Raw genomic sequence first — 23,937 nt, forward strand, 5'->3', positions numbered from 1 at the left:
ATGGTTGATACTTTGACTGTAAACTTGTATATAAGTTCCATTATCTTTTCTTCTTTTTTAGGATTTCTTTCTCTATGTCGGGTAGCGAGGCAATGAATTTCTCAAAACGTACCTTGCCCATGCGTTCGTAGAGCGAACGTCCCAACTGATAGACTTTCGTATGTAGCAACTCGGGCATATAGTCGTCCGGATTTGAGTCTGCATTGTGGGCATTTTCAATGGCATCAAGCATCAACGGTAGGTACTTGATGTAATAGTAGCCACCTTTCTCAATTTTGTCAAGCACCTGCTTGGCATCTTTGGCCGTCTGAATGTCAAAGTCTGTCAAATCTGCCCGTTTATGATAGAGAAGCCATATCTCAATGCTTGGATTGCTGATGACCAGATGCCAGTTGTCTTTTTGGGAGCAGAAAGCATGAAGTTCCTTTATTTGCTCCTGCGGCCAACGATCTACATCGATGACACACCATAACGAGTCACCGTCCTCGGCACTCAACTGGTTCTCGGCGATATATGCTTTTACCTTCTCCAATACTTTCGATGGAGAAGAGGCTCTTCTCTTTTCTTGCTCGTTCTCTTCGTCTAAAAGTTCCGGCTCAATTATGTCAACCTTGATACGATCGATGCCGTCGAAAAGTCTGAAGTAGTCCGGCTCGCGCTCGGTACCCTCTGTTGCTATGGCAAACAAGGAATAGTCGCGAACCTTTTCTTGAGGGACATTCCTCGTGTAACCTCTAACCTTGAATCCCATATCACTCCCAGTTTAATTCGTTAAAACGTGCCAGGAAAGGAATGGCACCGAAACGGCCGTTGAGGTAGCCTTTCTCCAAATCCAAATCCGCACGGGGTTTGAATTCATCAAGTGTATACAGATGGGTGCTCTGTGTATCGCGGTCTTTCTCGGCAAACCAAATCTCGTCGTTGCGGAACACCTTTCCGTCAAGCAGACCGGCATCGTGAGTGGTGAAAATTAGCTGCCCCTTCATGTGCTTGTCTGTGACAATCCTCGAAACCAATGCTCTCACCAACGTGGGATGAAGACTTCGGTCAAGCTCGTCGATAACGTATGTGCAAGCCTCACTCTTGACATTCTGTACCATCGGCACAAAGTCGAAAATGCGTTGGGTGCCATCCGATTCTTCTTTCAACTCGAAGTCGTAAAGGTTGTCGTTTACCTTATGGAGGGCCTTTACGCGACGCACGAAATACTTGTTGCCCTCACGGCGCATACTGACAGTAAAGGCTCCTGTGTCTATCATCACCTCTTCTGTGCCCTCGGGAGAACGGGAGAGTCTTTTGACAATCCCATCCACACCTTGCACCAATTTGGGCCATTCGGAAATATTCTGCTTGAACGACTCAATATCCTCGTCTTTCAAGGTCAGTTCATTGATGCCGATATCCAAGGCTGAAATAAGGGCTTCCGACTGAGACTTAAACGTCTCGTCCGAATACCTGTTGTCGAAAATGGAGGTCGAACGAGTTTCTGGAAAAATGACGTGCAACTTGGCAGTAAGCCACTGGAAGGCATCTGTTATCTGACTGTTCTTCACCATATCGTGTTTCGACAGCATCAGCTCGTTGCCTTTTAGCAAATTGTCTTCTAATAGCGAAATTAGCAGCTTATTCTTAGCCTCGTCCTTCTTGTTACTTGCTAACTTGATGTTTGTCTTGCCTGTTTGTACATCATGTTTACGCTCAAAAACGTATATAGGTTTCCTTAAGGTCGAATACAGCCATTCTTCTACACAGAGACTACCACAATAGCTCACCCCGTAAGAATATTGGTCTGATTCTGTACCGAATTCCACTTCAATGGTAACAGGCATGTCTGAATCATTATACTTGTTAGCATCTCTAAAGGCTGTGGGCGGCAGACAGCCCGCGGCCACCATTGCTTGAAGACGACCAAGTGCTTTTATCAAACACGACTTGCCTGCACCGTTGGCACCATAAACAACCGCCGTGCGCAATACATTGGCACCACGGTCTCGGCTATGGACATGCCAGTCCTTTCTGCGGACATTGGATGACGGCAACATATTGAATTCCGTTTCTTGTCTGTATGACCGAAAATTCGTTATTACAATCCTGATTAGCATATCTGTATCTTTCAAGTTTGAGACAATGTTACGAAATTTTCGTCATACAATACTACTTTTACTGATATTTTTTGAATAGTTTAATCGTTTTATGCTGAAAAAAGCCTTTTTCATGTTTGGGCAGCTTATATACGGGAAAATAAAAAGAAATCACCTCCCGTGATATTACCCAAATCTTACCCCAATAAAGTAGTAAATATACCCAAATAATACCACATACCCGGTGATTATTCGAAGTTCACACGTTGCTGAACCATTCCGAAACGGCTGAGCAACGTTTGAACAACGTTTGAACAACGAATGAGGGGGATTATTTCCATAGCTTCTCGGTAGGATTTCCCGTAGTTTTCAGTAGGAACGATTGCTGATGATTATATCGAATTCATGTCGTTTGTTATCAATGTGATAGCTTTTCTTTTTGTTGTCTGAAGGAAGTAATTGTTATTATTTGATTAAAAAAAGTGATTTTTTTATTACACCAAACGCTATTCAAATCGCTTTAGTATAAAAGCTAAAAAGATGTTGAATAGAGAAGAACATATCGCATGGTTGATTTTTTTGCATATGCAAGGATTGACGGATGAAATGCAAGAGCGTGAACTGCACGAATGGAGAACGGCAGCTCCGGGACGGGAGGAACTTTTCCAACGGATGATGTCGCGTGAATACATGGAAAAAAGAATTTCCCGTTTCGTGAAGACAGAGGAGGAAGAAGAAAAGAGATGGCAGGAACTCCGGTCGAAGAGATCGTCCGGCCATTTGGTGCGGAGGATAAAATGGCTCCCATACGCGGCAGCGATAGCCTTGTGCTTGAGCGTGGGCAGTATTTTTTATTTTTTCGGGCAAGAGAAACAGCCGGAGGTGCTATCGATGGTGGAACACGATATACAGGTTCCCGGTTATCGGGCGGTATTAGTCCTGCCTGACGGGCGTAAGGTGGATTTGGATGACGAAACATCGCGTTCGCATCTTCTTGGAAAGGACAGTTCGTTATTGGTTAGGGCAAATTCTTTGGAATACCGGGACATCAATACCCCGGATACGACCGAGGTGTTCCACGCGTTGGAAATTCCCAGGGGAGGAGAATATCTGTTGGTCTTATCGGATAGCACGGTTATCTATCTGAATTCGGAGTCAACGTTAAGTTTTCCCGTGAAATTTCAAGGTGGGGAGCGTAAAGTGTACTTAACGGGCGAGGCTTATTTTGACGTGAAAAAGGACACGAAACGGCCTTTTGTCGTGGTGGCCGGAGGATTGGAGGTTTTAGTGACGGGAACGACATTCGGAGTGCGGGCGTATGAAGACGAGACGGATATACAAACCACCCTAGCAAGCGGGAATGTAACGGTTAAGGCCGAGGGGAAAAGTGTTAAACTTGTTCCCAATGAGCAGGCTTTATTCGACAAGTCAACCATGAAACTGGTGGTGCGGAACGTGGATGTTGATTTGTATTTGGCTTGGGCCGACGGACGTTTGGTGTATGATAATTGTCCCTTGGAGAAAATCTTGACCGACCTGGGGCGATGGTATAATATGGATGTTTTTTATAGTCGGGATGAATTGCGTTCGTACCAGTTTTCGTTGAATATGAAAAAGCACGAGGCGTTTTCGGAGGTGTTGGAATTAATCGGTAAAACGGGAGAGGTGCGATTTGAAATAAAGGATAACACGGTTATTGTAAAATAAAAAAGTAGTGCGGCTAACACTACTTTTACGTTTCACACTCTATTTGGCCATAGAGCGTGAGGAATTGTTGAATTCAAAAAACAAAATTATGAAGAAAAATTCTAATGTCGTTGGGAAGAGGTGGTATTTATTCCTCCTTTTCTTCATTTTCACGACCCAAATCAGTCAGAGTGCGTTCTCGCAAGAGAAGAAAATTACGTTTTCATTGAAAAACGCTTCTTTGAAAGAGATTATCAGTGAAATTCGTAAAACATCCGATTATGATTTCGTTTATCGCGATGTGAAATTGGAATCATTTGCACGGCGGGATGTATCTTTTAAAGACGCGACGGTTGAACAAATTTTGACGGATTGCCTGAAAGGGACGGATCTCGCTTACGAGATAAATGGAAAAACTATTATTATCCGGAGGCAAGCTGTAAACCAAGAAAAGGGTAAGACAAAAGTGATAACGGGTAAAGTGACCGATGAGCAAGGAAACGCGTTGCCGGGTGTTACCGTGATGATTAAAGGTACGAGTTTGGGAACGGCAACCGGTGCTGATGGGGAATACCGGTTGGAAATCCCCGGTGGTGGGGAACAAATATTGGTGTTTTCTTTTATAGGGATGAAATCCCAAGAAATTCCTATCGGATCGAAAAATCAGTTGGATGTGAGGTTATCTGAAGATTCTGAGCATTTGGAAGATGTGATTGTTACTGGATATTTTAACAAATCCAAGGAAAGTTTTACAGGAGCCGTAACATCAGTAAAAAGAGAAGAGCTTCGTAAATTTGGTAACGTGAATTTAATAGAAGCGTTAAAAATGGTTGATCCTTCATTTAAAATAAAAGAGAATAATGCAAGAGGATCGGATCCGAACTCGTTACCAGATTTTTTTGTTAGGGGTGAGAGTAGCTTTATGGGAAACAGTAATATTCCTACTTTTATTGTAGATGGTTATGAAGTAACCTTACAACGGGTGTTCGATATGGACATGGAACGTATCGAAAGTTTAACAATTTTGAAAGATGCTTCTGCAACGATTCTTTATGGGTCTCGGGCTGCCAATGGGGTGGTAGTGATTGAAACTCGCAGGCCAGCTTCTGGAAAATTTACGATTTCATATTCTAATCGAACTAGTTTGTCTGTTGCAGATTTATCGGATTATGATTTGATGAATGCGAAAGAAAAGTTAGCATATGAACAAAAAGCTAAGTTATTTGATTATACGAGTGTTTCTAGTATGGAGATAGAAGAATATATAAAAGCGAATGTTTCTAAGGGGGTAAATACCGATTGGTTGGCACAACCTGTTCGTAATGCTGTATCCCATTCTCATTCTCTTTACCTTGAGGGAGGGAGTGATGCTGTTATATATGGATTGGGAGCTAATTATAATCGTAACAATGGGGTAATGAAGAAATCTTATCGAGAAGTTTTGGGGCTTTCGTTTGATTTGACTTATCGGGTAAGAGAGAAAATAAATATTCGTAATAGTTTTGAATTTAGTCAGACAAAAGTACAAAATTCTCCTTATGGTTCTTTTGCCGATTATGCAGCGGCGAATCCGTATAATCCAATTTACGGGGAAGATGGTAAACTTGTAAAAACATATCCAGTGCATACTGGATTGTCAAAAAAATCAAGTGATCCTCAATATAAAAATCCGATTTACAATTCAACATTACCTTATAAAGATGAAGAAAGTATTCAGACTATTACGGATAATTTGAAAATTGATTACTTTTTTACTCCGACATTACGCTTGATGGGATCTATTTCATTAACAAAGACATTGGGGACAAGTGACAAATATTTATCCCCTGAACATACGTCTTTTTCAAATGAAAGTGATGCTGCCAAGAAGGGAAGTTATAAGCAAGGTATGAATAAGCGTTTTTCTTATAATATAAATACAACATTGAATTATACGTTGAATGTTCATAAGCATACGCTTTTTTCGGGTGTAGGATTAAATGTTGTTGATAACCAATCTTCATCGAGTAGTTTTGAAGCAACTGGTTTTATGGATGAACGTTTTAATGAAATACAATTTGCAGCAACTTATTTGGATGGGGGAAAACCGAAAGGTTCGGAAGGTACAGATCGAATGGTTGGATTTTTTGGGAATATAAACTATTCTTATGACAATAGATATTTTGCCGATTTTTCAGGACGCCTTGATGGTTCTTCAAAATATGGTAAAGATAAGCGTTTTGCTCCTTTATGGTCTGTTGGTATTGGATTGAACTTGAATAATGAAAGTTTCTTAAAAGAGTATACTTGGTTAAGTCGATTAACAGTAAGAGGTTCGATGGGTTTAACGGGTAATCAAAATTTTGATCCTTATGTTGCACGTACTACGTTGGCGTTTAAAGACGGGTATTACTATCAATCGTTAGGAGCTTCTTTTATCACTTATGGTAATGATAAATTGGAATGGCAACGAAGTAAAAAAAGAAATATCGGGTTAGATTTGGAGGTGATGCAACGGCGTTTAACGATTCGTTTTGATTACTACAATGATCTAACCAGTGGTTTATTACTACCGGTAAGTGTTGCTCCATCATTAGGTTTTAGCAGTTATACGGAGAATTTCGGAGAACAACGTAACACGGGGTATGAATTCGATGTGAATGCTGTTATTATTCGGAAAAAGAATCTGGATTGGGCAGTAAATATTAGTGGTACACACAATGAAAATAGCATAGAGAAGATTAGTAATGCCTTGAGAAGTCTTAATGATGAAACGAATGCACTTGAATCGGACCAAACGAAAGCAATTGCCATGTACGAGGAGGGAGAATCTCTAAATGCAATAAAAGTTGTTCGTTCTTTGGGAATCAATCCTGCTAATGGAAAAGAACTTTACCAAACTCGAGACGGCAAGATTACTGAAGAGTGGAATTATCAAGATAAGATTGTTGCCGGGTGTACAGATGCTAAATTAGAAGGAAATATTGGAACAAATGTGATTTGGAAAAATTTTTCGTTGAATTTATTATTTAATTACGGTTTTGGCGGACAGATTTATAATTCAACATTAGCCGAACGAGTTGAAGGTGCTGATCCTACAACGAATGCAGATAAACGTGTATTAGAGGAAAGATGGCAAGAAGTTGGAGATTATACATTCTATAAAAATATCGCAGATCGTACAGTTTCAAAAGCTTCAAGTCGTTTTGTACAAGATAATGATTATTTGGAATTAAGTAACATTTCTATATCGTATCGTTTTGCTTCAGAATCATTGAAGAAATTCGGTATTTCTGCATTACGTTTAGGATTGAATAGCAGCAATTTGTTTTATGCATCTACCGTTAAGCGGGAGAGAGGTATTGAATACCCGTTTGCCCGGCAGTTTACGTTTTCGTTGAATCTAAATTTTTAATATTATGAGAGAAATGAAATATATCATACTCCTTGGTTTTATATTACTAGGAGGAGCTTGTAATGAATGGTTGGACGTGGAACCACTAGGACAAGTTGATGCCGAGAAAATGTTTGAGGATGAGAAAGGTTGTTTACAAACTTTGACGGGAGCGTATATGTTACTCGCATCTACCGAGGCGTATGGAGAAGAGTTAACAGTCGGGTTTGTCGATGAGATTGTAAGGTATTGGAATAAAGCTAGTAAAGCTTACGATTTTGATTATCAAGATGCAACGTTGGTCGGCAGGTTTGACGGGACGTGGGGAAAAATGTATGAAGCAATTGCTAATCTCAATTTATTGTTACAGAATTTGAAAGATAGTGATAAGGAAAAGTTTGAAAATTATAATTTGATCAGGGGGGAGGCGTTGGGATTACGGGCCTACATTCATTTGGATTTGTTACGATTATTTGGTCCTGTGCTAAAAGAAGGATTAAATCAAAAATCTATTCCTTACAGAGAAGAATTTTCCAATCAGCTTGTTACGTTTATGACTGCAGAAGAAGTGCTTGGAAAAATTGAGAAAGATTTGTTGGAAGCTTATGTTTTATTGGCTAATGACCCTATTAAAGAATATGGACGAAAAGCGGGTAAAAATTTGGATAATAAAGATTTGGCTTTCCAATATCGAGGTGTAAGGATGAATTATTATGCGGTTTGTGGAACTTTAGCTCGTTGTTATCAGCTAAAAGGCAATTATTCTGATGCTTTAAAATATGCCAAAGAGATTATTGATGCAACAACTATTTTTCAGTTGTTAAAACGAGATGATATCATGGATAGTAAAGGGGCTAATTTGATGTTTGAGAGAGAGTTGATTTGGTCTCTTTATGATGAAAAGCTCGAAACAAAATTAGGTGCTAAAATTTATACCTATTTTAAATATACGATTGATTTGCCAACACGAGGATTTGTTTATGAAGACTCTGGCTATGGTAGTGTAGAGGATTATAGACGTGTATATTGGTGGCAAGAGGCAAAAATATCGACATCATTTTGGTTTTTAGCTAAATATGCCCGTAGTTATGAAAGTAATACAAGTGGAACTTCTATTTCAAGAAAAGATATTACAATATGGGATAAGTTATTACCGATGATACGTTTATCGGAGATGTACTATATTGCGGCAGAAGCTAATTTGGAGATCGATACTCCTGAGGCTTATCGGTTATTAAATGAAGTAAGAGTTTCACGTAATTTAACTCCGATTCCTGAGAATTTGCAGAATGATAAAGCTGCTTTGAAGGAACAGATTATGTATGAGTGTATAAAAGAATATTGGGGAGAAGGAAAATTGTTTTATGAATATAAACGGTTGTATCGGGATATTATCACGAGAGAAGGTAATATCAGGGCTTCTCGTGCATTGTTTGAACTACCGATACCGGATAGCGAATTGGAGCACGGTGGAAATTAATAAGGTTTTAATTTAATAAACTGAATATAATGAAGAGAGTATATTATATATTATTATTGGGGATCATTTTTCTATCCATGTTTGCCTGTAGTGAAGCAGGTAAAGAGATGTTTGAAGGCCCGAATTCAATATGTTTTCGATTTCCTACAACGAGTGAGGATATAGAAGAATATCGTAAATTGGATTCTAGTTTAATATTCCGCGAAGATACTGTGGTTTATTCGTTTGCTTTTGATATGGAAGCAACAGAACGGGAGATTTGTATTCCTGTTCAAATAGCTGGATTCGCGACAGAATATGATCGCAAATATAAAGTTACAGTTGAAGAATATAACGGGACACAAGCCGATGTTCATTATGAGGCAATTAGCGAAGAACAGATTCTGGGAGCAGGCAAAACGACAGATTCTTTGCGTGTTAAATTTTTCCGTCGAGATATGGATAAAGTTGCTCGTAAAATAGGTTTGAGAATAAAAACGGGAGGTGATTTCGTTGAAGGAACCCAAGAACGATTGTTTTTTGCAGTACAAGTTTCAGATATATTGGAGAAACCATCTTGGTGGGATCAATGGAGTGATTGTTTTGGGACTTATCATCCAATAAAATATCGGGAATGGATTAAATTATATGGTGGCACCGGAGATTTAACGGGTAAAGACCCGGACTGGTGGAGAGCTTCGTTAGAGTTAACGTTAGTATTAGAGTTGCAAGATTTGTTTGAACGGGAAGAGTTTTATGATGAAAACAATATACGTTTAACTATTCCGTGTACACATTAAATTAATTAAAGAGTTAATGCCATGAAAAAATATTTATATATCTTTATAACATTACTTTGGGTTATTGGATGTGCAGATGATGATGGAAACTATTCCTATTCAATTGTAAATGAAATAGGTATTGATAGCATCAAAGATGCGTACTCGCTTGATCAGTATGATATTTTAGAGATAGAACCCTATCTGAATTTTAAAACAGGAAAGGATATTGAAGATTTGAGCTTCGAATGGAAAGTAAATAACCATGTTATTTCAACATCACGAATTTGTGATGGAATTGTGACAGAAGACCCATCTCCTAGTGGAAGTGGCGGATATAATGCATTTTTATGTGTTACGGATAATACTACCAATTTGAAATATTATAAAACTTTTTGGGTAAAAGTAGGAACAGCTTACACGAATGCTCTTTATATTTTAAGCGAGGATGCTGATGGATATGCAAAGTTGTCCATGCAACGGAGAGATCGTGAAAATGCCACTTTGATTCATGATGTGTTTGAAATAGCCAATCCGCTTTTAGGAAGCTTGAGTAAACGACCGCAACAAGTGTATTATTATAATAATAATTTTGTCATATTATGTGCGGAGGGAGATCGAAAAATGGTAGCCATGAATCCCAAAACGATGAAATTGGAACGAATTTATGGACCAGAAGTCATAAAAGGGGAATATTCGGGAACATTTACTCCCAGAAGTATAAGCTTGTATATGGGAGGAATTATTGCAGCAGAAGAGGGGTTATTTACTTATAACTATATGAATAACGAGGCTCTTATGCGTCCTATTGCTGGAAATTATGATTTTGCAGTATGGGCAGATGGAAATATGCAAATGGATGCTTACGCGTGGCTCTCTTATGATAATACGAATTATCAATTTTTAAGATTGCATAATGGATCAGGAGCATTGTATGATGAGATAATTCCAATTACTACAGATCAATTTTCGACTGAAGGACAAAAATTTTTGACAGCAGGACATTTTGGCTATGAGGAGTTGCGTCCCGTACTTTATAACGCAGAAGAGAAGAAAGCTTATTTCTATCGTTTATTGATGGCTTCTTCTGATTGGGATCCTGTGACTTGGTTGCCTATGTGGTCTATTTCTTACGAGAAAATCATGGAACGAGAGAATTTGATTGATGAAAATTCGGTGAGTGTTTTGGGAATGAATTCTCTCTATTGGTTTATTGCTAACGGGAATAAAATTGTAAGAATACATGGAGATGGGGGTGAAGTTCGAGATCTATATACAGTTCCCAACGGGCAGGTAACAGAAATGATTTTGGATTCGAAAGAGGAACGTTTATTTGTAGCTTCAAGCGACGGGGTGAATAGCTGGATATATGTTTTAAGTGTTTTGGTAAATGATTTTGGAACACTTAAGGAAGATCCTTTACAAATGAGTGGAAAAATCGTTTCAATGACAAAGACTGGAAGTTGGAAATTTTGAATAACATATAGTTGAAATTATTAGGGGAGGATTTGTGTATGTTATATCCTCCTCTTTTTATAAATAATCATTATGAAGATAATATATATTTTTTTATTGGGAATTGTGTGTGTTTCATGCTCTTCCATTGGAAATTATGAACTTACAGGTGTTTTGCCAGAAAATAGTAAAGTGACGGAAGTTTATTTACTGACACAAGAGGGAAAAGGAGCGGATACACTTGCACGAGGTCAAGTAAAGCCTAACGGAAGTTTTACGTTAAAAGGGAAAGCGGAGAAGTGTTTGCTTTATCTCGGTATGGGGAAACGGGGAGGACGAATCTATTTTTACCCGGAAGAAGGGAACTATCAGTTGGAGAAGATGGGAGATGACTATCAAATCGTAACAGGTCGGAATGGTGTTCAGGCTAAATTGAATGGACATTTGCAAAAAGTTAAAATGAATTCGGATGCAAGAATGAATTTGCAACAACAGATGAGGCAAACAGGAAACGAAGAGGTTTTAGATGGATTGAGAAAAGAGAACGAGCAGTTGTGGAAGCAAGGAAATGATTTACTTCTGGAAATGGTTGCTGATTTTAGGAATACAGATATAGCAGCCATATTGGTACAAGACAATATGTGGACGTTAGGTTACGATTTCAAAGTGTTTACTCGGGCAATAGAAGCGATGGGGAATGGGCCTGTTTCTGAGGTGAAAGAAAAAGTGATGGAAAAATATGAAGAGGCTTGTTCAAAGCAGTTAACCGGGAAAGCCCCGGATTTTACTCTGCCGGATGCAAAAGGGAAGAAGGTAAAATTGTCGGACTATAAAGGAACGTATTTGTTAATTGATTTTTGGGCTTCTTGGTGTCAACCGTGTCGAGTTAAGATCAGAAAATTGAAAAAGCACTATTCACGTTTGCAGGAGTTGGGTGTGGAAGTGATTGCGATATCCTGTGACCAAAAGAAGGCTGATTGGCTGAAAGCCCTTGACGAAGATCAACCAATGTGGAAACAATTGATTGTAGATATAGATATTAACGGGAGTGATACTTCGGATGATTACAAGGTGGAATTCTTACCAACGTTATACTTGATATCTCCAGACGGGGCGGTTTTGGATACGAATCCGGGGATGGAAGAGATTGAAACTTTTGTGAAGGAGGGGTGATTTGAATTTAAGATCAAAATCATGATATATATATGCATATGAAAAGGTGTTTGTTTATATTTATTTTTTGCGGTGTATTGGGAATATGTTTAGTAAACGAAGGGTATACCCAAAAAGTAGAAATCGAGGGAAGAACGTGTCAGCCGGATACTGTTTTTTTTAAGATCGAAGGTGATTTGAATAATCCTCAGGTGATGAGACCGAATTTGGTTATTTATTATAAGGCACTAAGGAGAATGGAGAATTATCTATTTATTGAGGATAATCAATTGCAATGGAATATTAAAAATGGAGCCGAAATTTATATATCTGAGAATATATTTCAATATGTGTGTAATAGATGGAATAAGGATAATGAATTAATCAAAGAAGGGCATTCTAAAATTATTAACAAGGATGGACGGTATTGTGTCCGTACGCGATATAAATATGGAATACCTCAAATTAACGTAAAGGTTGTAGATATTCACAATGAACTTATTGTCGGAGTAAAAATGATGGTGTACGATAGTCTTCATCAATTTGTGAAAGATGGGGGATTAACCACAACAGAATCTCGCGGAACTACTCATATAGATGTTCCAAGATACGGAAAATATCATATAAAATTCAGTAAAAATGGGTATGAAACAATGGAAAAAGAGGTACTTCTTGAAGATGTACAAACTCGTATTACTCCTGTTTTTGTGATGAAGTCTTTACCAGAGTTTTCTGGAAAGTTATGGTGGATTATTTTTGGTTTGATTGTCTTGAGTTTAGGCATTTGGGTGATAATGAAAAAAGGTAGGATTTTTTCAAGAAATGGAAGTTTGAAATGAATTGTATAATTTTAAATACATGTGCTATGTGTAAAAAGTATTTATATATGATGAGTATATTAATTTGTTTACTCTTTGTGAATTTTTCAGCATTTTGTGTGGATTTAGTAGTAGTTGTTTGTAATAATCAAGGGAAGCCTATTGTTGGAACTGTTGTTATGATTCATGAAAGTGGGACTCAAGATTATTTGAGAGTAAATACAGATAAATTTGGAGAAGCCTGTTTTGCTGTTGCTGCTTTTAGTCATTGTGATATTTTTGTACCGGGGTTATCAATGGCCCTTCTACCGGTTACTAGTATCATGATTCCTAGTAATTGTAACGAGATTCGTGTAACGGTATCTCCAACAGTATGGTCTGATAGTTATACATCATTAAATTATCTCGTTGAATTATTGCAATTGTGTGCTATTTTGCCTGAAAATAAACTAATAATGATAGCTTAGCCATAGTTTGTTATTGAATTAAAATACGGAAATTATGAATATTGATTTTATCATGTTAGTGGCTCGTAATGAAATGAAATTATTGCGGAGGAATTGGTTATTCATTTTTTTCGTGTTTTTGACGATATTAGGACTTATCTTGTTACAAAGTGTCTTGCAGCATGTTTTTCCGGTATATCATTTTTATGCACTCTCTTGTTCTATTCCTTTTATCAATACGTACTTATTTAATCTTTTTCAGTCATTCTTTCTTGTTTTTATTGCAGGAAATTATATTTATAGAGATTGCAAATTAGATTCGTTGGATGCTATTTTGGTTCGTCCTTATAGTAATCTGGATTATCTTATTGGTAAGTGGATCGCTATTATTAGTTTGTTTATAACGGTCTATATTATAAATTTGATTATTCTCGGTATATTTCATATAGGAAATGGTAGCTATCCTTTTACTTTTTTTCCTTATTTGTTTTATTTGTTAACTCTGGCGTTACCCGTGTTGTTATTTGTAACAGGATTAACAGTGTGGTTGAATGTGGTATTCAAAACACCATTTTTGTCCATGTTTATATTATTCGGATATATTCTTGTAGATGTTTTTTATTTATCTGATATACAATTTGGTTGCTTTGATTTTTTAGCAATGACGATACCAAATGTTTTTTCTGATATAGTCGGTCATGTTGGTGTTTCAACTTATTTGTTGCAACGTTTCGCATATATACTATTTGGAATTTCGTTTTTGTTTTTTGCTGTTAGTAGATTGCAGCGTTTGGCTGGTTCTATAAAAGATGTTCGACGATGTATTTTGTTGGGGATAATTTTATTTGGCATAGGTGTAGGATGTGGATGGAGCTATTATTGGCATTACTATAAAATCAACCAGAAGCGGAAACAATACATCGCTCTATATGAAGAATATAAAGATAACGAACGAATTAGAATCAGCGAACAGAAAATAGTTTATAAACAGGAGGGTGAATGGATATCCGTGCTTGATAGTATAACAGTTTATAATCCGAACAAGAAAAAGATTAAAGATGTTATTTTGTATTTAAATCCTTCTTTAACGGTAAATAACGTGACGTGTATGGGAGAAAAAGTTCACTATCGAAAAAATGAACAAGTCTTATTATTAGATTACCCGATAGGTTGCGGAGAGTACCGGAATTTTGTTATTCATTATTCGGGTAAAATTGATGAAAGTGTTTGTTATTTAGATGTAGATGATTCTGAATATAATAATACCAAATGGAGTAATAGTATTTTGCGTTATGGAAAGCGTACAGCAATGGTTGAGGAAGCATATACATTTTTAACTCCGGAATGTTTATGGTATCCCGTGTGTGCTCCTTTGGTAAATCCCGTTCAACCATTGGCTTCGGAAATCAGTTTTTCAAACTATTCATTGACAGTCGTTCACGATACGATGTATACGGTGATTTCTCAAGGAAAACCGTCACGTTCGAGAGAAGGTTCTTATTTTAAAAATACAAATCCTTTACCCGGACTGACTCTATGTATGGGTAAGTATAATTGTCGAAGTCTATTGATTGATAGTACGTTGTTTGAAATATATTTTTTTAACGAGGGAAATAATTTCTTAGCTATACTTGATGGATCGCAAAAAGGAGTAGTGGAGGGGATACGAGGTGTAAAAGAAAAATTTGAGTACAAGTACGGGATAAAGTATCCTTTCTCTAAAATGACTCTTGTAGAGATCCCTGTGTCTCTTTGTTCCTATTCCCGAATCGGTAAAGAAGGAAGTGAATTTGTACAGCCAGAATTGGTTTTTCAACCGGAAAATTGGTGTAAGAATAGTCAGTATGTTTCCATGAAGAACTATACACGGGAAATGGAGAAAATGAGGCCTATGCAATCTGTGGAGGTATCTGAAAAAGAGAAAATATCAAGCTGGTCGGAAAGCTATTTTAATTCTTTAGCGATGGAATTTCCTAAAATGGATTTATTGTCATTTTTGTCAAATCATCAGTTGTTTTTAACTCCTGTAAAAAATATGTCTTCCGTGGCATTTTGGTTTACAAATTTTACCGGGTGTTTATACTCTGATAAATACCCTTATATTGATTATTTTATTCGTCAGATGCTGATGAATAATCGTGTTCAAATCTTACAAAACAGTATTGAGGTTGGGAGTACAAAGGATGATAGTGTGATTGATTATCTTTCCTCACATAGTTTGCAAAATGTCTTGAGTGGTTCTAGGTTGTCTTCATTTGAAGGATCTATACTCAAACTTAAAAGCCAGTATTTTGCAAAATACATATATTGCCATATTGATCAAGATGAATTCAAAGCATTTCTTGTTGATTTTTATTCTCGTAATTTGTTTCGTGAAGTCCCTTTTGAACAATTTGTAGAGGAGGTTCAACAAAAGTTTCATTTTGATTTTCTTACTTTTGTTGAAGAATTCTATCGAATGTCGGGAGTTCCGTTTTTCTTTATTAGAAACTTGGATCAGAAAATAATGACAGAAGGTCAGTTTTGTGAGACATTAGTTTCTTTTGATGTGTGGAATCCATCGGAGTGTAATGGTGTTGTTACGCTTTACTCGGAGGGGGACGATTATACTCCCGATCTACAAGAAGTAAAGAGCATTCCGGTTTATTCTGGTACATGTATACATGTTTCTGTACCGATGAAAAAAAGAAAATGGAATATCTTACTTCATACGAATTTTTCTCAGAATAATCCTGACAGTTATTTTAAATTATTTTCACAGGAATTGAAAACTACAAGCGATTCTTTTATGGAAATAGTATCAATAGATACAATTTGCTTTACTTCTGATAAGGATGAAATTCTTGTTGATAATGAGGATGATATGTTTTGTACTACAATGTCAGAATCAAGGGAAACGTGGTTGAGTAAGTTACTTCATCAAAATACTCCTAAATATGGAATGATGACAGATTTTCTTCAGGGTAAGTTTTCTGGGTGGTTGCCTTCAGTATTTAATGATGCTATCGGGGAACCCGTGAGAAGTTTTTGTGGTAAAGTAGTAAAAAACGGGACAGGAAAAGCAACGTGGAAAGCATTACTTCCGGAAGACGGAGATTACGAACTTTACGTTTATCAATTAGGGTTGAATCATAGATTTCAGTATCAAGTTGAATTGTTTTCATATTGTTATTCCGTAGAACAAAAGGGTTATAAAGCTAATATTAGGGTAGATATACTTCCTAGTGGTACGAGAAATGTTTTTTTGCAGGACAATGAGGGACGAGATGAGGATTCCACGTTTGATATGCAAATATTTGAAAGTAGATGGATTTTTTTAGGAAAATATAAATTGTCAAAGGGAGAAATAAGTATATCGCTTCTTGATCGAGGAGCTTTCCCTGGGCAACTGATTTTTGCGGATGCGGTGAAGTGGGTGAAGAGGAGATAAATACTCTTTAAAATTGAATTAATGAAAAGAAAAACTTGTATAAAACAACATGATATAACGGATTGTGGTGCTATCTGTCTCGCCTCGATCGTTGCATTTTATGGTCTGATGATTCCTATTGCTAGAATACGTCAATATGCTTCTACAGATAAAAAAGGTACGAATGTTTTAGGACTGATAGAAGCTTCTAGTAAATTAGGATTATTGGCAAAAGGGGTAAAAGCTCTTAAGTCGTCTGTTGGTATCTGATGTCCGGGGAGTCATACTCACACGAAACAACAATTGCCATCAGCGCGCAAGCGGCTAGGTTTAGAAAAATTCTTTTCATAAAATCTAGTTTCAGTGGCTTTCGCCGTTAATAAATAATCAAACTTTAACGCATAGGTTTAAAACTTTTGCAAAGATAATATTTCTACATAGGCATCCCAAATGCCTGCCTACGTTTAGTTTAGCCTATAATAGGCTAACAAACTAAACTGGATTCTCGTGCTGTTTCGCACCATTTTTCTATTCTGACCGTATCCGAATTGACGGAAATCATTTATTTGGATTTTATTTTCATTCAAAATAAATGGTTACATAAAGATTGTGTTGATTAGGAATATGGTGTAGTTTTGCACTTGAAATAAAGAATATAGAATAATTTATATGACTTACCAAGACGCATTAGATTATCTCCGAATTGCAGAGAATGCCTATAATGTGCAGGCTTATTCTGAATCGGCTGAAATAGTTGAGAAACTTGCCTATTTCGCTATCGATAGAGAAAATGGACTTTCGCCACAACAACGTGTCGAAATTACTGAAGCTGTGAAACAAGCAATAGGTCGTTTTACTTTTTGTCCCGATGAATATATTTGGGAAAAGACATGTGGTCTTATAGATTTATTCAGATGGCAAATAAAGTGAAGATTGAATAAAGAAATAGGTATGTGGAGAGTGAATTATAGATATAACAAGAAAGAAAGCACGTGTTTCAGTCTTTCACGCATGTAATGGTTGGCATTGTTTTTGTGCTTTTTCACGGTGTTCACGGAGATGTCCAGTAATTGGGAAATCTCTTCGTGTGATTTTCCGTGGAGACTGAGTTGGTAGACTTCACGACAGGCAGGAGAGAGTTCGTTAAAGACTGTTTGGATCATTTGAAAGACTTCAGATTCAACGATGTTTTCCAGAAAGAATTCTTGATCGTCTTTTTCGAAAACAATTTTTTCGGCATATCGATTGGCTATGTTTCTACGGCGAATCGTGTCAACAGAGAAACTACGTACGATTTTGTATAGATAGGCTTTTATCGTGTTTTCTGTTTTAAATTCATGCCTTTTCTCCCACAAATTGAGAAATGCATCCTGCACCACGTCTTCAATGGTGGCATCATCATCTACGTATTTTGCTGAAAAATAGCGCAAAGCCGCCTACGTATTTGTTATATAAATAGCGCAAAGCTTTATCGCTGTCTTGTCCCCAGAAATCTGTTGTTAATTGACTTTCCATGCAAATGCAGTATCTTTAAACCAACGTTTAATAATTATAAAAATGCGATTCCATTATGATAAGACGAAATGTTAATTAGAGCGCCTTTCACCTGAGAATAAAATAAATAATAAAACAGCATTTCGGGTGGAAATAATCATTAATAACCTATATTTGTGCTATTATTAAACGTTGGTTTTTTGATTCTTTCCAAAGGGGTTATTTTTTCATTTCTTTGTATGTTTAGCAATCCCTTGTTATACACTTATGTGAGAAAAAATCTTTTTATTCCAATCCGATTCTCATGTATTATCACTAAATTTGTCTGTTTAATATTAAGATTGATAACATTAAAAATTGGGAAAAATGAGAATTATTGTATCTGTAATTTTGTTGGCATTTATCACGATCAGTTGCGGTACGAACAAACGTGTTTACGCACCACCTTTTGAGGAAGAGGAGACAGAATCAGTGGTAGTGAAAGAGAATGTGCGAACCACGGCACAGAATCCCACAAAGAAAACTGAAAATACAAAGCCTGTTGTCTCTCGAGAAGAAAACGTGACCATGACTCATGGAGACGTGTTGAAACGATATAACGTGATTGTCGGTAGTTTTTCTAACGTGGATAACGCGGTGAGGTTACAGGCTAAGTTGAACGGGATGGGGTATCATAGTATTATCATGAAAAATAGTGCAGGGATGAGCCGGGTAAGTATTGCCGGGTTTGATGAAGAGGGTGCCGCTCGTGAAGAATTACTAAAAGTTCGTGAACAATATCCGGAGTTTGCAGATGCATGGCTGCTGATTTCCAAACAATAGTAAATGTCAAGAATAAAATCTTACCCAAGTTTACGAGTTTTAGCGTATTCTTGGGTAAGTTTGTATTAAAATCGGACCTTCTTTTATTCCTATTTTATTTCAATTCCATGCTCGTCAAGCACCTTGACTTCATGAGGTAAAATACGTGATTCTCCTGTTGTATAGTCCTTTTGTATTTGGTAGGTAGTTGTTTTTTCGGGATGAACAACAAGCGTGTACATTCCGTTTTTCATCTCTTCTTTTGTTGGCGAGTACACGTCCTTGAAAATAATGTTCGAAATGTATAGGGTATCCCATGTCACGTGGAATGTAAAGGAATCCCCTTTTGGGATGGGTTCTCTAGTTGAGTATTTTATCTCCATAATTTTTTTTTCGCTTACTATTTGAGTCGTAATGTTAACGGAATCTCCTTTTTGAATGGATGGTTTATCTTTATTTAAAGACATATTCGTGATTCCTATTTTTTTCAATTGATAGTATCCTCCTACGATGATACTGCAAAGTAAGACGATTAGTAGCGGTATAATGTATTTTTTCATGGCATTTTCTTTTTGTTTTTCTTCTTGTTTTTGCTTGAATTATTGCTGTGTTTATTGGGGGTAGGTATTTCTTTGTTTGTTGTTACTTCTTTTTGTTCTGTTTTATCCTCTTTTATTTCAACTCCATTTTCGTCAAGTACTTTAATTGTATGAGGTAAAGTATTTGGTTTCCATTCTGTGTATATTCTTGTTATCTGATATGTTGTAGTTTTCTGCGGTTTAACAACTAAGGTGAATTTTCTCTTATTCACTTCTTCCTTTGTTGGTGTATATACGTTCTCGAAAATGATAGTCGAAATATATTGAGGATCCCATTCTACAACGATTGTAACGGAATCCCCTTTTTGGATGGGTTTGGTAGTTGAGAACTTTATATTCATCAGTTGCCCTTGTTGTAGTTGTGCGCAGACGCTTGTGATCGTACAACTAAATAAGATTGTGAATAATAGTTTCATTTGTTTTTTCATAATGCTTGATATTTAAGTGTTAAGTTCATTTTTGAGAATTGAATTTGTACTCGAATGAAATCGTGTAATATCTTTCGAAAAGCCTGTCCCAACTGTTGGAAATGAATTGATTTGAAACAGAGGTCTTGAAATTTGTATTCTTGTCGAGAATATTGAATGCATTAAGACTGATCAAGCCTTTGCGTTTCTTGAAAATACGGTAACCTAGCATGGCATTTAAAAGATGACTGTTGATTTTCGTGTTGGATACAGATGGGTTGTAATAGTCCATGATGTACCCAGATTCGAAATTCGCGTACTGCAAGAAATTCAAGAGAAGATGTACGGTTGCCTTATTTTGGATTCCCCGTTCTTTATATTTTTCACTATTTTGGTTCCAAAGATAGGATGTGCTGTTCGAGAGGTTCAATCGAATATGTCTGGAAAAGTTTGTTGCCAATTTTATATTAAATGTTCCTTTATGCTCTTGCTGTCTGACGAGTCTTCCTGCCACTTCGGATTGGGGATCTCTGAAGGTATAACTTACAATGGTTTCCAGTCGTCCCAAGTAGTTTATTTGTTTTTGTATGGAGGAGGATATCTTTAAGTCCCAATAATCGTTGCCATTGATCGGGGAGATGAGGGTTGAACCAGCTGGAAACTCATAGCTGTCATATTCGGGAAGTATCGTGTTATTCTTGAAGTATTGACGTTTGTACACGACATTGTCCGTGTAATATTTTAATCTGACTTCCGTGTTAAGTGATATTTGCTTTTTCACCGAGGATAAACGGTGTTTCATACTGAAATTGTACTCTTTAACCGGATCTAAATCAGGATTCCCTGTTTGCGGAAACATAGGGTTCGAGATATTAAGTATGTTGCTAAAAAGCTTTACGTGTGGGATTTGTTGCGAAATACTGAATGTTAATGAAATGTTTCCACGCTTTTCACCTTCCCAAGATATATTAATGAAGGGAGACCACGTGTTGAATGTTTTGCGAATAACGTATTTTTCCGGGATTCTTTCGTCGCGATTTATCGCGATATGATTGAATGTTACTCTCGATGTGATGCTTCTACCCGGAATTTTATGAATAAATTCCAAGCCGGAGGAAAGTGTTTGGGTATTCATTTCGTAATTTTCCGAGTAAATATCGTCTATAAGGCCTGTTTGTTTATCTACGGCTGTATTATTTATTTTGGCTTTTTTGTGTAGTGTTTCAATTTGTAACGAGATAGAATGTCCCGAGACGATGGATGTGTCAAACAGGTGCGTGACGTGTAGCGAGGACGAGAGGTCTGTGTGCGGAGAATTGTTTTTTACTCCTAAAGTAGTATGAGTTTCAAGTTCCGAGTTCATGATTTCCAAATCATGCGATTCTGTCCTTTTCGGTTTTTCATGATTTATTCCCAAGTTGATATGCATAAAGTTCTTTTTATTCAACTTGTAAGCAAAGTTTAAGTATGAACTTGAGTATGCATGATTTATTTCCGAATTTATTCTATTGTGCGTTGTCGTAAGGAGAGTCCCGTTTCGAAATGTTTCAGATTGGTTTACTCGTGACTGGTCGCTATCTTTAGACATAAACAATCCTGAAAAATGAGCCTTGATGTTAGGGGTTGAAGTATAATTACCATCTACAGCAACGTTGTATATTGTATTGGCTGATGTCTGTTTATTCTCGTTATTGGCAAGTTGCGACTCGAAATCTTCTGTGGGGAAATACGTGTTCTCCTTTCGGATAATGTATTGATTTTTGTCCTTTGAATAACTACCAGTTATTGAATAACGATCTCGCAGATAATTATTAAAATCACCAAATTCCCGAACTAATTTTCCTCTAATATACTCTTGCTTTCGTGGCATTTCATTCTTTAACACTTGGTTGTACCTGTCTTGTTGACCCATGAAATTTGATTTCATGGTATTTAATTGTGCTTGAAATCCTTCTTGAAATGTCCCTAATTTTCCGTTAAGATTGTATATCTTTGGGTCATTACCATTTTCGTGCTTGATATGATTTTGTCCACCTTCAAGCAATGCTTCGACCGTGAAATATCGGTTAAAGTCTTTTTTCGTCCGGATATTCATCACCGTGCTTTTTTGTTTTTTAAAAGAGGTTGCACTTTCAATCTCTTCATCATAAATATCGATTGTCATCGCTTGATCAGCATCAATGGTATAGAGAGCCGTGATTTTGTCATCCCCAAAGATCAGTTTGTCATTTAAAAGGGTGTACTCTATGGGCTTCCCGTCCATTGAGACGCTACCATCCTGATTCACCTTAATACCTGGGATTTGGCGTAAGATCTCTATGATTGCATCTCCTTTTAGTGTTTTTACGGACCGGGCATAAATACGCGTGGTATCACCGAATTGCTTGTACATTTTTGCTCTGGCAGATACGGTAACCTCGTCAAGTTTTTGTATGTCAGGAGCCAACCAAACCTTCCCCATGTTCATAGTTTGATGATCTTTCGGGAGTACGAATTTACGAACTTTGTATCCTACACATGAAATCTCCACGCGCGTAGAAAAGTATTTAGGTGTTTCGAATTGGAATTTACCATTTTTATCGGCTACCGTGAATTGAGTGAGTTTTCTGAATTTTTCTTCGGTGATTTGATAAATAACGGCTCCTGGCAAAGGTTCTTTCGTTATGGAGTCGACGATTACTCCAAAAAAGTGAATCTTGTTATCTGTTGTCGGCGTGTAGATTTGGCCTTGTGTAAGGGCACACCCCATGACTGAAAAACACATAATCATGATTAATTTGGAAATTTTCATCGTTTAGTTGGTATAGGTTCTACTTGTATAACACGAAAATGTTAATATCGTACTATCCTAAACTTGAAAAAATGATATTTTATTTTTAACTAGTTTTGATGGGAAATTTGTTTGGTATTGAGAATTATGTGTTTACATGTAAAACTTAGGTTAAAGGGGGAGAAAGTAAGTTAGAGGGAACATGATAACTTACTCTTCGAGGTGGATGTCCGAAAGGTGTATTGAAAAGAGTATGAGGCCGGAGAATTTAGACCTCACACTCTTATTTTGTTAGAGCAATTCAAACCCGATAACATCGGAGTCATCATTGTCTTTTTCTTTTTTTTCTTCGATAATCTTTAGGTGGGGTTCAACTTGAATTTCCGAAAGATCGATGTTTTCCTGGTTTTCAATAGTTTCGGAATTGTCGATGTTAATCAATTCGCTTTCTAGGCCCTCATTCATGACCTTATTTCTTGCAGCTAATTTTTCTGCAAACGAGAAGTCTTCTTGAAGGGCTCCGTTCTCGCAACGAAAAACTCGCCCGGGGAAATGTTCTATCAAATCGTATTGGTGAGTGGCAATAACGACCGTTTTACCACTGTCACATATATCTTTCAGTAATTCGATCAGTCGATAGGAAGTTTCCGGATCGATGTTCCCGGTAGGCTCGTCAGCCAGGATGATAGGAGGGGCGTTTAGTAATGCTCGGGCAAGCACGATGCGTTGTTGTTCACCTCCGGACAATTGGTGTGGGAATTTATCCCGTTTGTCGGGAAGTTCTACTTTGTCCAACACTTCGTTTATCCTTTCTTTGATCGCTTTTTTGTCTCTCCATCCCGTGGCTTTCAGAACGAATTCCAAGTTTGCGTAAACATTCCGGTCTGTCAGTAATTTAAAATCCTGGAACACGATCCCGCATTTGCGTCGCAAGTAAGCAATTTGTGATTTCTTGATCTTGCTCAATTGGTAACCGGCAACTTCTCCTTTACCGTAAGCAAGAGGAAGTTCTGCATATAATGTTTTGAGCAAAGACGTTTTTCCACTCCCGACTTTACCGATCAGGTAAACGAATTCGCCTTCCTTGATCTCCAGAGATACATCTTTGAGAATCGTGTTTTTTTGCTGCCGAATAACGGCGTTTTCCAGTTTTATAATTGCTTCCACCTTATTAATTTTAGATTTAATGATTGTAGATTGCAGATTCC

General features: G+C 37.2%; 18 protein-coding genes and 1 pseudogene. 12 read left to right on the top strand and 7 right to left on the bottom strand.

Going from position 1 to position 23,937, the window contains the following annotated elements; translation table 11 throughout:
* Positions 1-40: 40 nt before the first annotated feature.
* Entirely contained in the window at positions 41-751 is a 711-nt protein-coding gene (locus tag D8S85_RS01945; RefSeq protein ID WP_106624557.1) for an RloB family protein, read from the bottom strand.
* 1 nt (position 752) lies between these two features.
* Positions 753-2,102 (bottom strand): AAA family ATPase, encoded by a 1,350-nt coding sequence (locus D8S85_RS01950; protein WP_106624558.1) that lies wholly within the window; start codon positions 2,100-2,102, stop codon positions 753-755.
* A 519-nt stretch (positions 2,103-2,621) separates the two neighbouring features.
* Here D8S85_RS01950 and D8S85_RS01955 point away from each other — a divergent pair.
* The 11 genes and pseudogenes from D8S85_RS01955 to D8S85_RS02005 all read left to right on the top strand — a co-directional run bounded on the left by D8S85_RS01955 (position 2,622) and on the right by D8S85_RS02005 (position 17,588).
* Complete coding sequence (locus D8S85_RS01955) at positions 2,622-3,788, top strand: FecR family protein (protein ID WP_106624559.1); 1,167 nt, start codon at positions 2,622-2,624, stop codon at positions 3,786-3,788.
* Between the two features lie 220 nt (positions 3,789-4,008).
* Positions 4,009-7,161 (top strand): SusC/RagA family TonB-linked outer membrane protein, encoded by a 3,153-nt coding sequence (locus D8S85_RS01960; RefSeq protein WP_158641685.1) that lies wholly within the window; start codon positions 4,009-4,011, stop codon positions 7,159-7,161.
* Between the two features lie 4 nt (positions 7,162-7,165).
* Positions 7,166-8,620: a RagB/SusD family nutrient uptake outer membrane protein gene (locus tag D8S85_RS01965; RefSeq protein WP_106624561.1), complete on the top strand. Its 1,455-nt coding sequence runs from the start codon at positions 7,166-7,168 to the stop codon at positions 8,618-8,620.
* A 29-nt stretch (positions 8,621-8,649) separates the two neighbouring features.
* A complete protein-coding gene (locus D8S85_RS01970) occupies positions 8,650-9,399 on the top strand; it encodes a DUF4843 domain-containing protein (RefSeq protein ID WP_106624562.1) in 750 nt (249 codons plus the stop codon).
* Positions 9,400-9,420: 21 nt separating this feature from the next.
* Positions 9,421-10,854: a PKD-like family lipoprotein gene (locus D8S85_RS01975; RefSeq protein ID WP_106624563.1), complete on the top strand. Its 1,434-nt coding sequence runs from the start codon at positions 9,421-9,423 to the stop codon at positions 10,852-10,854.
* A gap of 72 nt (positions 10,855-10,926) precedes the next feature.
* On the top strand, positions 10,927-12,006 hold the full coding sequence (locus tag D8S85_RS01980) for a redoxin domain-containing protein (RefSeq protein ID WP_106624564.1): 1,080 nt from the start codon (positions 10,927-10,929) through the stop codon (positions 12,004-12,006).
* 38 nt (positions 12,007-12,044) lie between these two features.
* Complete coding sequence (locus D8S85_RS01985; RefSeq protein ID WP_127074754.1) at positions 12,045-12,824, top strand: peptidase associated/transthyretin-like domain-containing protein; 780 nt, start codon at positions 12,045-12,047, stop codon at positions 12,822-12,824.
* 47 nt (positions 12,825-12,871) lie between these two features.
* Positions 12,872-13,270: a hypothetical protein gene (locus D8S85_RS01990; protein WP_127074755.1), complete on the top strand. Its 399-nt coding sequence runs from the start codon at positions 12,872-12,874 to the stop codon at positions 13,268-13,270.
* Positions 13,271-13,304: 34 nt separating this feature from the next.
* Positions 13,305-16,679 carry a hypothetical protein gene (locus D8S85_RS01995; protein ID WP_106624567.1) on the top strand — a complete coding sequence of 1,125 codons (3,375 nt, stop codon included), beginning with the start codon at positions 13,305-13,307 and terminating at the stop codon, positions 16,677-16,679.
* A gap of 21 nt (positions 16,680-16,700) precedes the next feature.
* A pseudogene (locus D8S85_RS02000) lies at positions 16,701-16,904 on the top strand (cysteine peptidase family C39 domain-containing protein); the annotation flags it as partial.
* 423 nt (positions 16,905-17,327) lie between these two features.
* Positions 17,328-17,588 carry a hypothetical protein gene (locus D8S85_RS02005; protein WP_106624568.1) on the top strand — a complete coding sequence of 87 codons (261 nt, stop codon included), beginning with the start codon at positions 17,328-17,330 and terminating at the stop codon, positions 17,586-17,588.
* Between the two features lie 35 nt (positions 17,589-17,623).
* On the opposite strand, the gene D8S85_RS02010 is transcribed toward D8S85_RS02005, so the two are convergent.
* Positions 17,624-18,088, bottom strand: coding sequence for a sigma-70 family RNA polymerase sigma factor (locus D8S85_RS02010; RefSeq protein ID WP_240648792.1), 465 nt, complete (start codon positions 18,086-18,088; stop codon positions 17,624-17,626).
* A 430-nt stretch (positions 18,089-18,518) separates the two neighbouring features.
* Between D8S85_RS02010 and D8S85_RS02015 the strand changes: the two genes are divergently transcribed.
* Positions 18,519-18,974, top strand: a complete 456-nt coding sequence (locus tag D8S85_RS02015) for an SPOR domain-containing protein (RefSeq protein ID WP_106624570.1) — start codon at positions 18,519-18,521, stop codon at positions 18,972-18,974.
* Between the two features lie 89 nt (positions 18,975-19,063).
* Here D8S85_RS02015 and D8S85_RS02020 read toward each other — a convergent pair whose 3' ends face one another.
* From D8S85_RS02020 to D8S85_RS02035, 4 genes are all read right to left on the bottom strand, one after another.
* Positions 19,064-19,513 (bottom strand): hypothetical protein, encoded by a 450-nt coding sequence (locus D8S85_RS02020; RefSeq protein ID WP_106624571.1) that lies wholly within the window; start codon positions 19,511-19,513, stop codon positions 19,064-19,066.
* On the bottom strand, positions 19,510-19,980 hold the full coding sequence (locus D8S85_RS02025) for a hypothetical protein (protein WP_106624572.1): 471 nt from the start codon (positions 19,978-19,980) through the stop codon (positions 19,510-19,512). Before D8S85_RS02025 ends, D8S85_RS02020 begins: the two co-directional genes overlap by 4 nt.
* Before the next feature lie 25 nt (positions 19,981-20,005).
* Positions 20,006-22,723 (bottom strand): carboxypeptidase-like regulatory domain-containing protein, encoded by a 2,718-nt coding sequence (locus D8S85_RS02030; RefSeq protein ID WP_158641686.1) that lies wholly within the window; start codon positions 22,721-22,723, stop codon positions 20,006-20,008.
* Between the two features lie 297 nt (positions 22,724-23,020).
* On the bottom strand, positions 23,021-23,896 hold the full coding sequence (locus D8S85_RS02035; protein ID WP_106625231.1) for a cell division ATP-binding protein FtsE: 876 nt from the start codon (positions 23,894-23,896) through the stop codon (positions 23,021-23,023).
* Between the last annotated feature and the right edge of the window lie 41 nt (positions 23,897-23,937).

Origin of the sequence: Butyricimonas faecalis, from assembly GCF_003991565.1 — a bacterium.
GTDB classification, from domain to species: Bacteria; Bacteroidota; Bacteroidia; order Bacteroidales; family Marinifilaceae; genus Butyricimonas; species Butyricimonas faecalis.

Bases quoted from the DNA above. Each gene is read 5' to 3' on its own strand.
- D8S85_RS02005 (WP_106624568.1), top strand. From the start codon at position 17,328: ATGACTTACCAAGACGCATTAGATTATCTCCGAATTGCAGAGAATGCC.
- D8S85_RS01965 (WP_106624561.1), top strand. From the start codon at position 7,166: ATGAGAGAAATGAAATATATCATACTCCTTGGTTTTATATTACTAGGA.
- D8S85_RS01950 (WP_106624558.1), bottom strand. From the start codon at position 2,102: ATGCTAATCAGGATTGTAATAACGAATTTTCGGTCATACAGACAAGAA.
- D8S85_RS01955 (WP_106624559.1), top strand. From the start codon at position 2,622: ATGTTGAATAGAGAAGAACATATCGCATGGTTGATTTTTTTGCATATG.
- D8S85_RS01990 (WP_127074755.1), top strand. From the start codon at position 12,872: ATGATGAGTATATTAATTTGTTTACTCTTTGTGAATTTTTCAGCATTT.
- D8S85_RS01945 (WP_106624557.1), bottom strand. From the start codon at position 751: ATGGGATTCAAGGTTAGAGGTTACACGAGGAATGTCCCTCAAGAAAAG.
- D8S85_RS02025 (WP_106624572.1), bottom strand. From the start codon at position 19,980: ATGAAAAAACAAATGAAACTATTATTCACAATCTTATTTAGTTGTACG.
- D8S85_RS02015 (WP_106624570.1), top strand. From the start codon at position 18,519: ATGAGAATTATTGTATCTGTAATTTTGTTGGCATTTATCACGATCAGT.
- D8S85_RS01995 (WP_106624567.1), top strand. From the start codon at position 13,305: ATGAATATTGATTTTATCATGTTAGTGGCTCGTAATGAAATGAAATTA.
- D8S85_RS02030 (WP_158641686.1), bottom strand. From the start codon at position 22,723: ATGTGTTTTTCAGTCATGGGGTGTGCCCTTACACAAGGCCAAATCTAC.
- D8S85_RS01980 (WP_106624564.1), top strand. From the start codon at position 10,927: ATGAAGATAATATATATTTTTTTATTGGGAATTGTGTGTGTTTCATGC.
- D8S85_RS01985 (WP_127074754.1), top strand. From the start codon at position 12,045: ATGAAAAGGTGTTTGTTTATATTTATTTTTTGCGGTGTATTGGGAATA.
- D8S85_RS01975 (WP_106624563.1), top strand. From the start codon at position 9,421: ATGAAAAAATATTTATATATCTTTATAACATTACTTTGGGTTATTGGA.
- D8S85_RS01970 (WP_106624562.1), top strand. From the start codon at position 8,650: ATGAAGAGAGTATATTATATATTATTATTGGGGATCATTTTTCTATCC.
- D8S85_RS02020 (WP_106624571.1), bottom strand. From the start codon at position 19,513: ATGAAAAAATACATTATACCGCTACTAATCGTCTTACTTTGCAGTATC.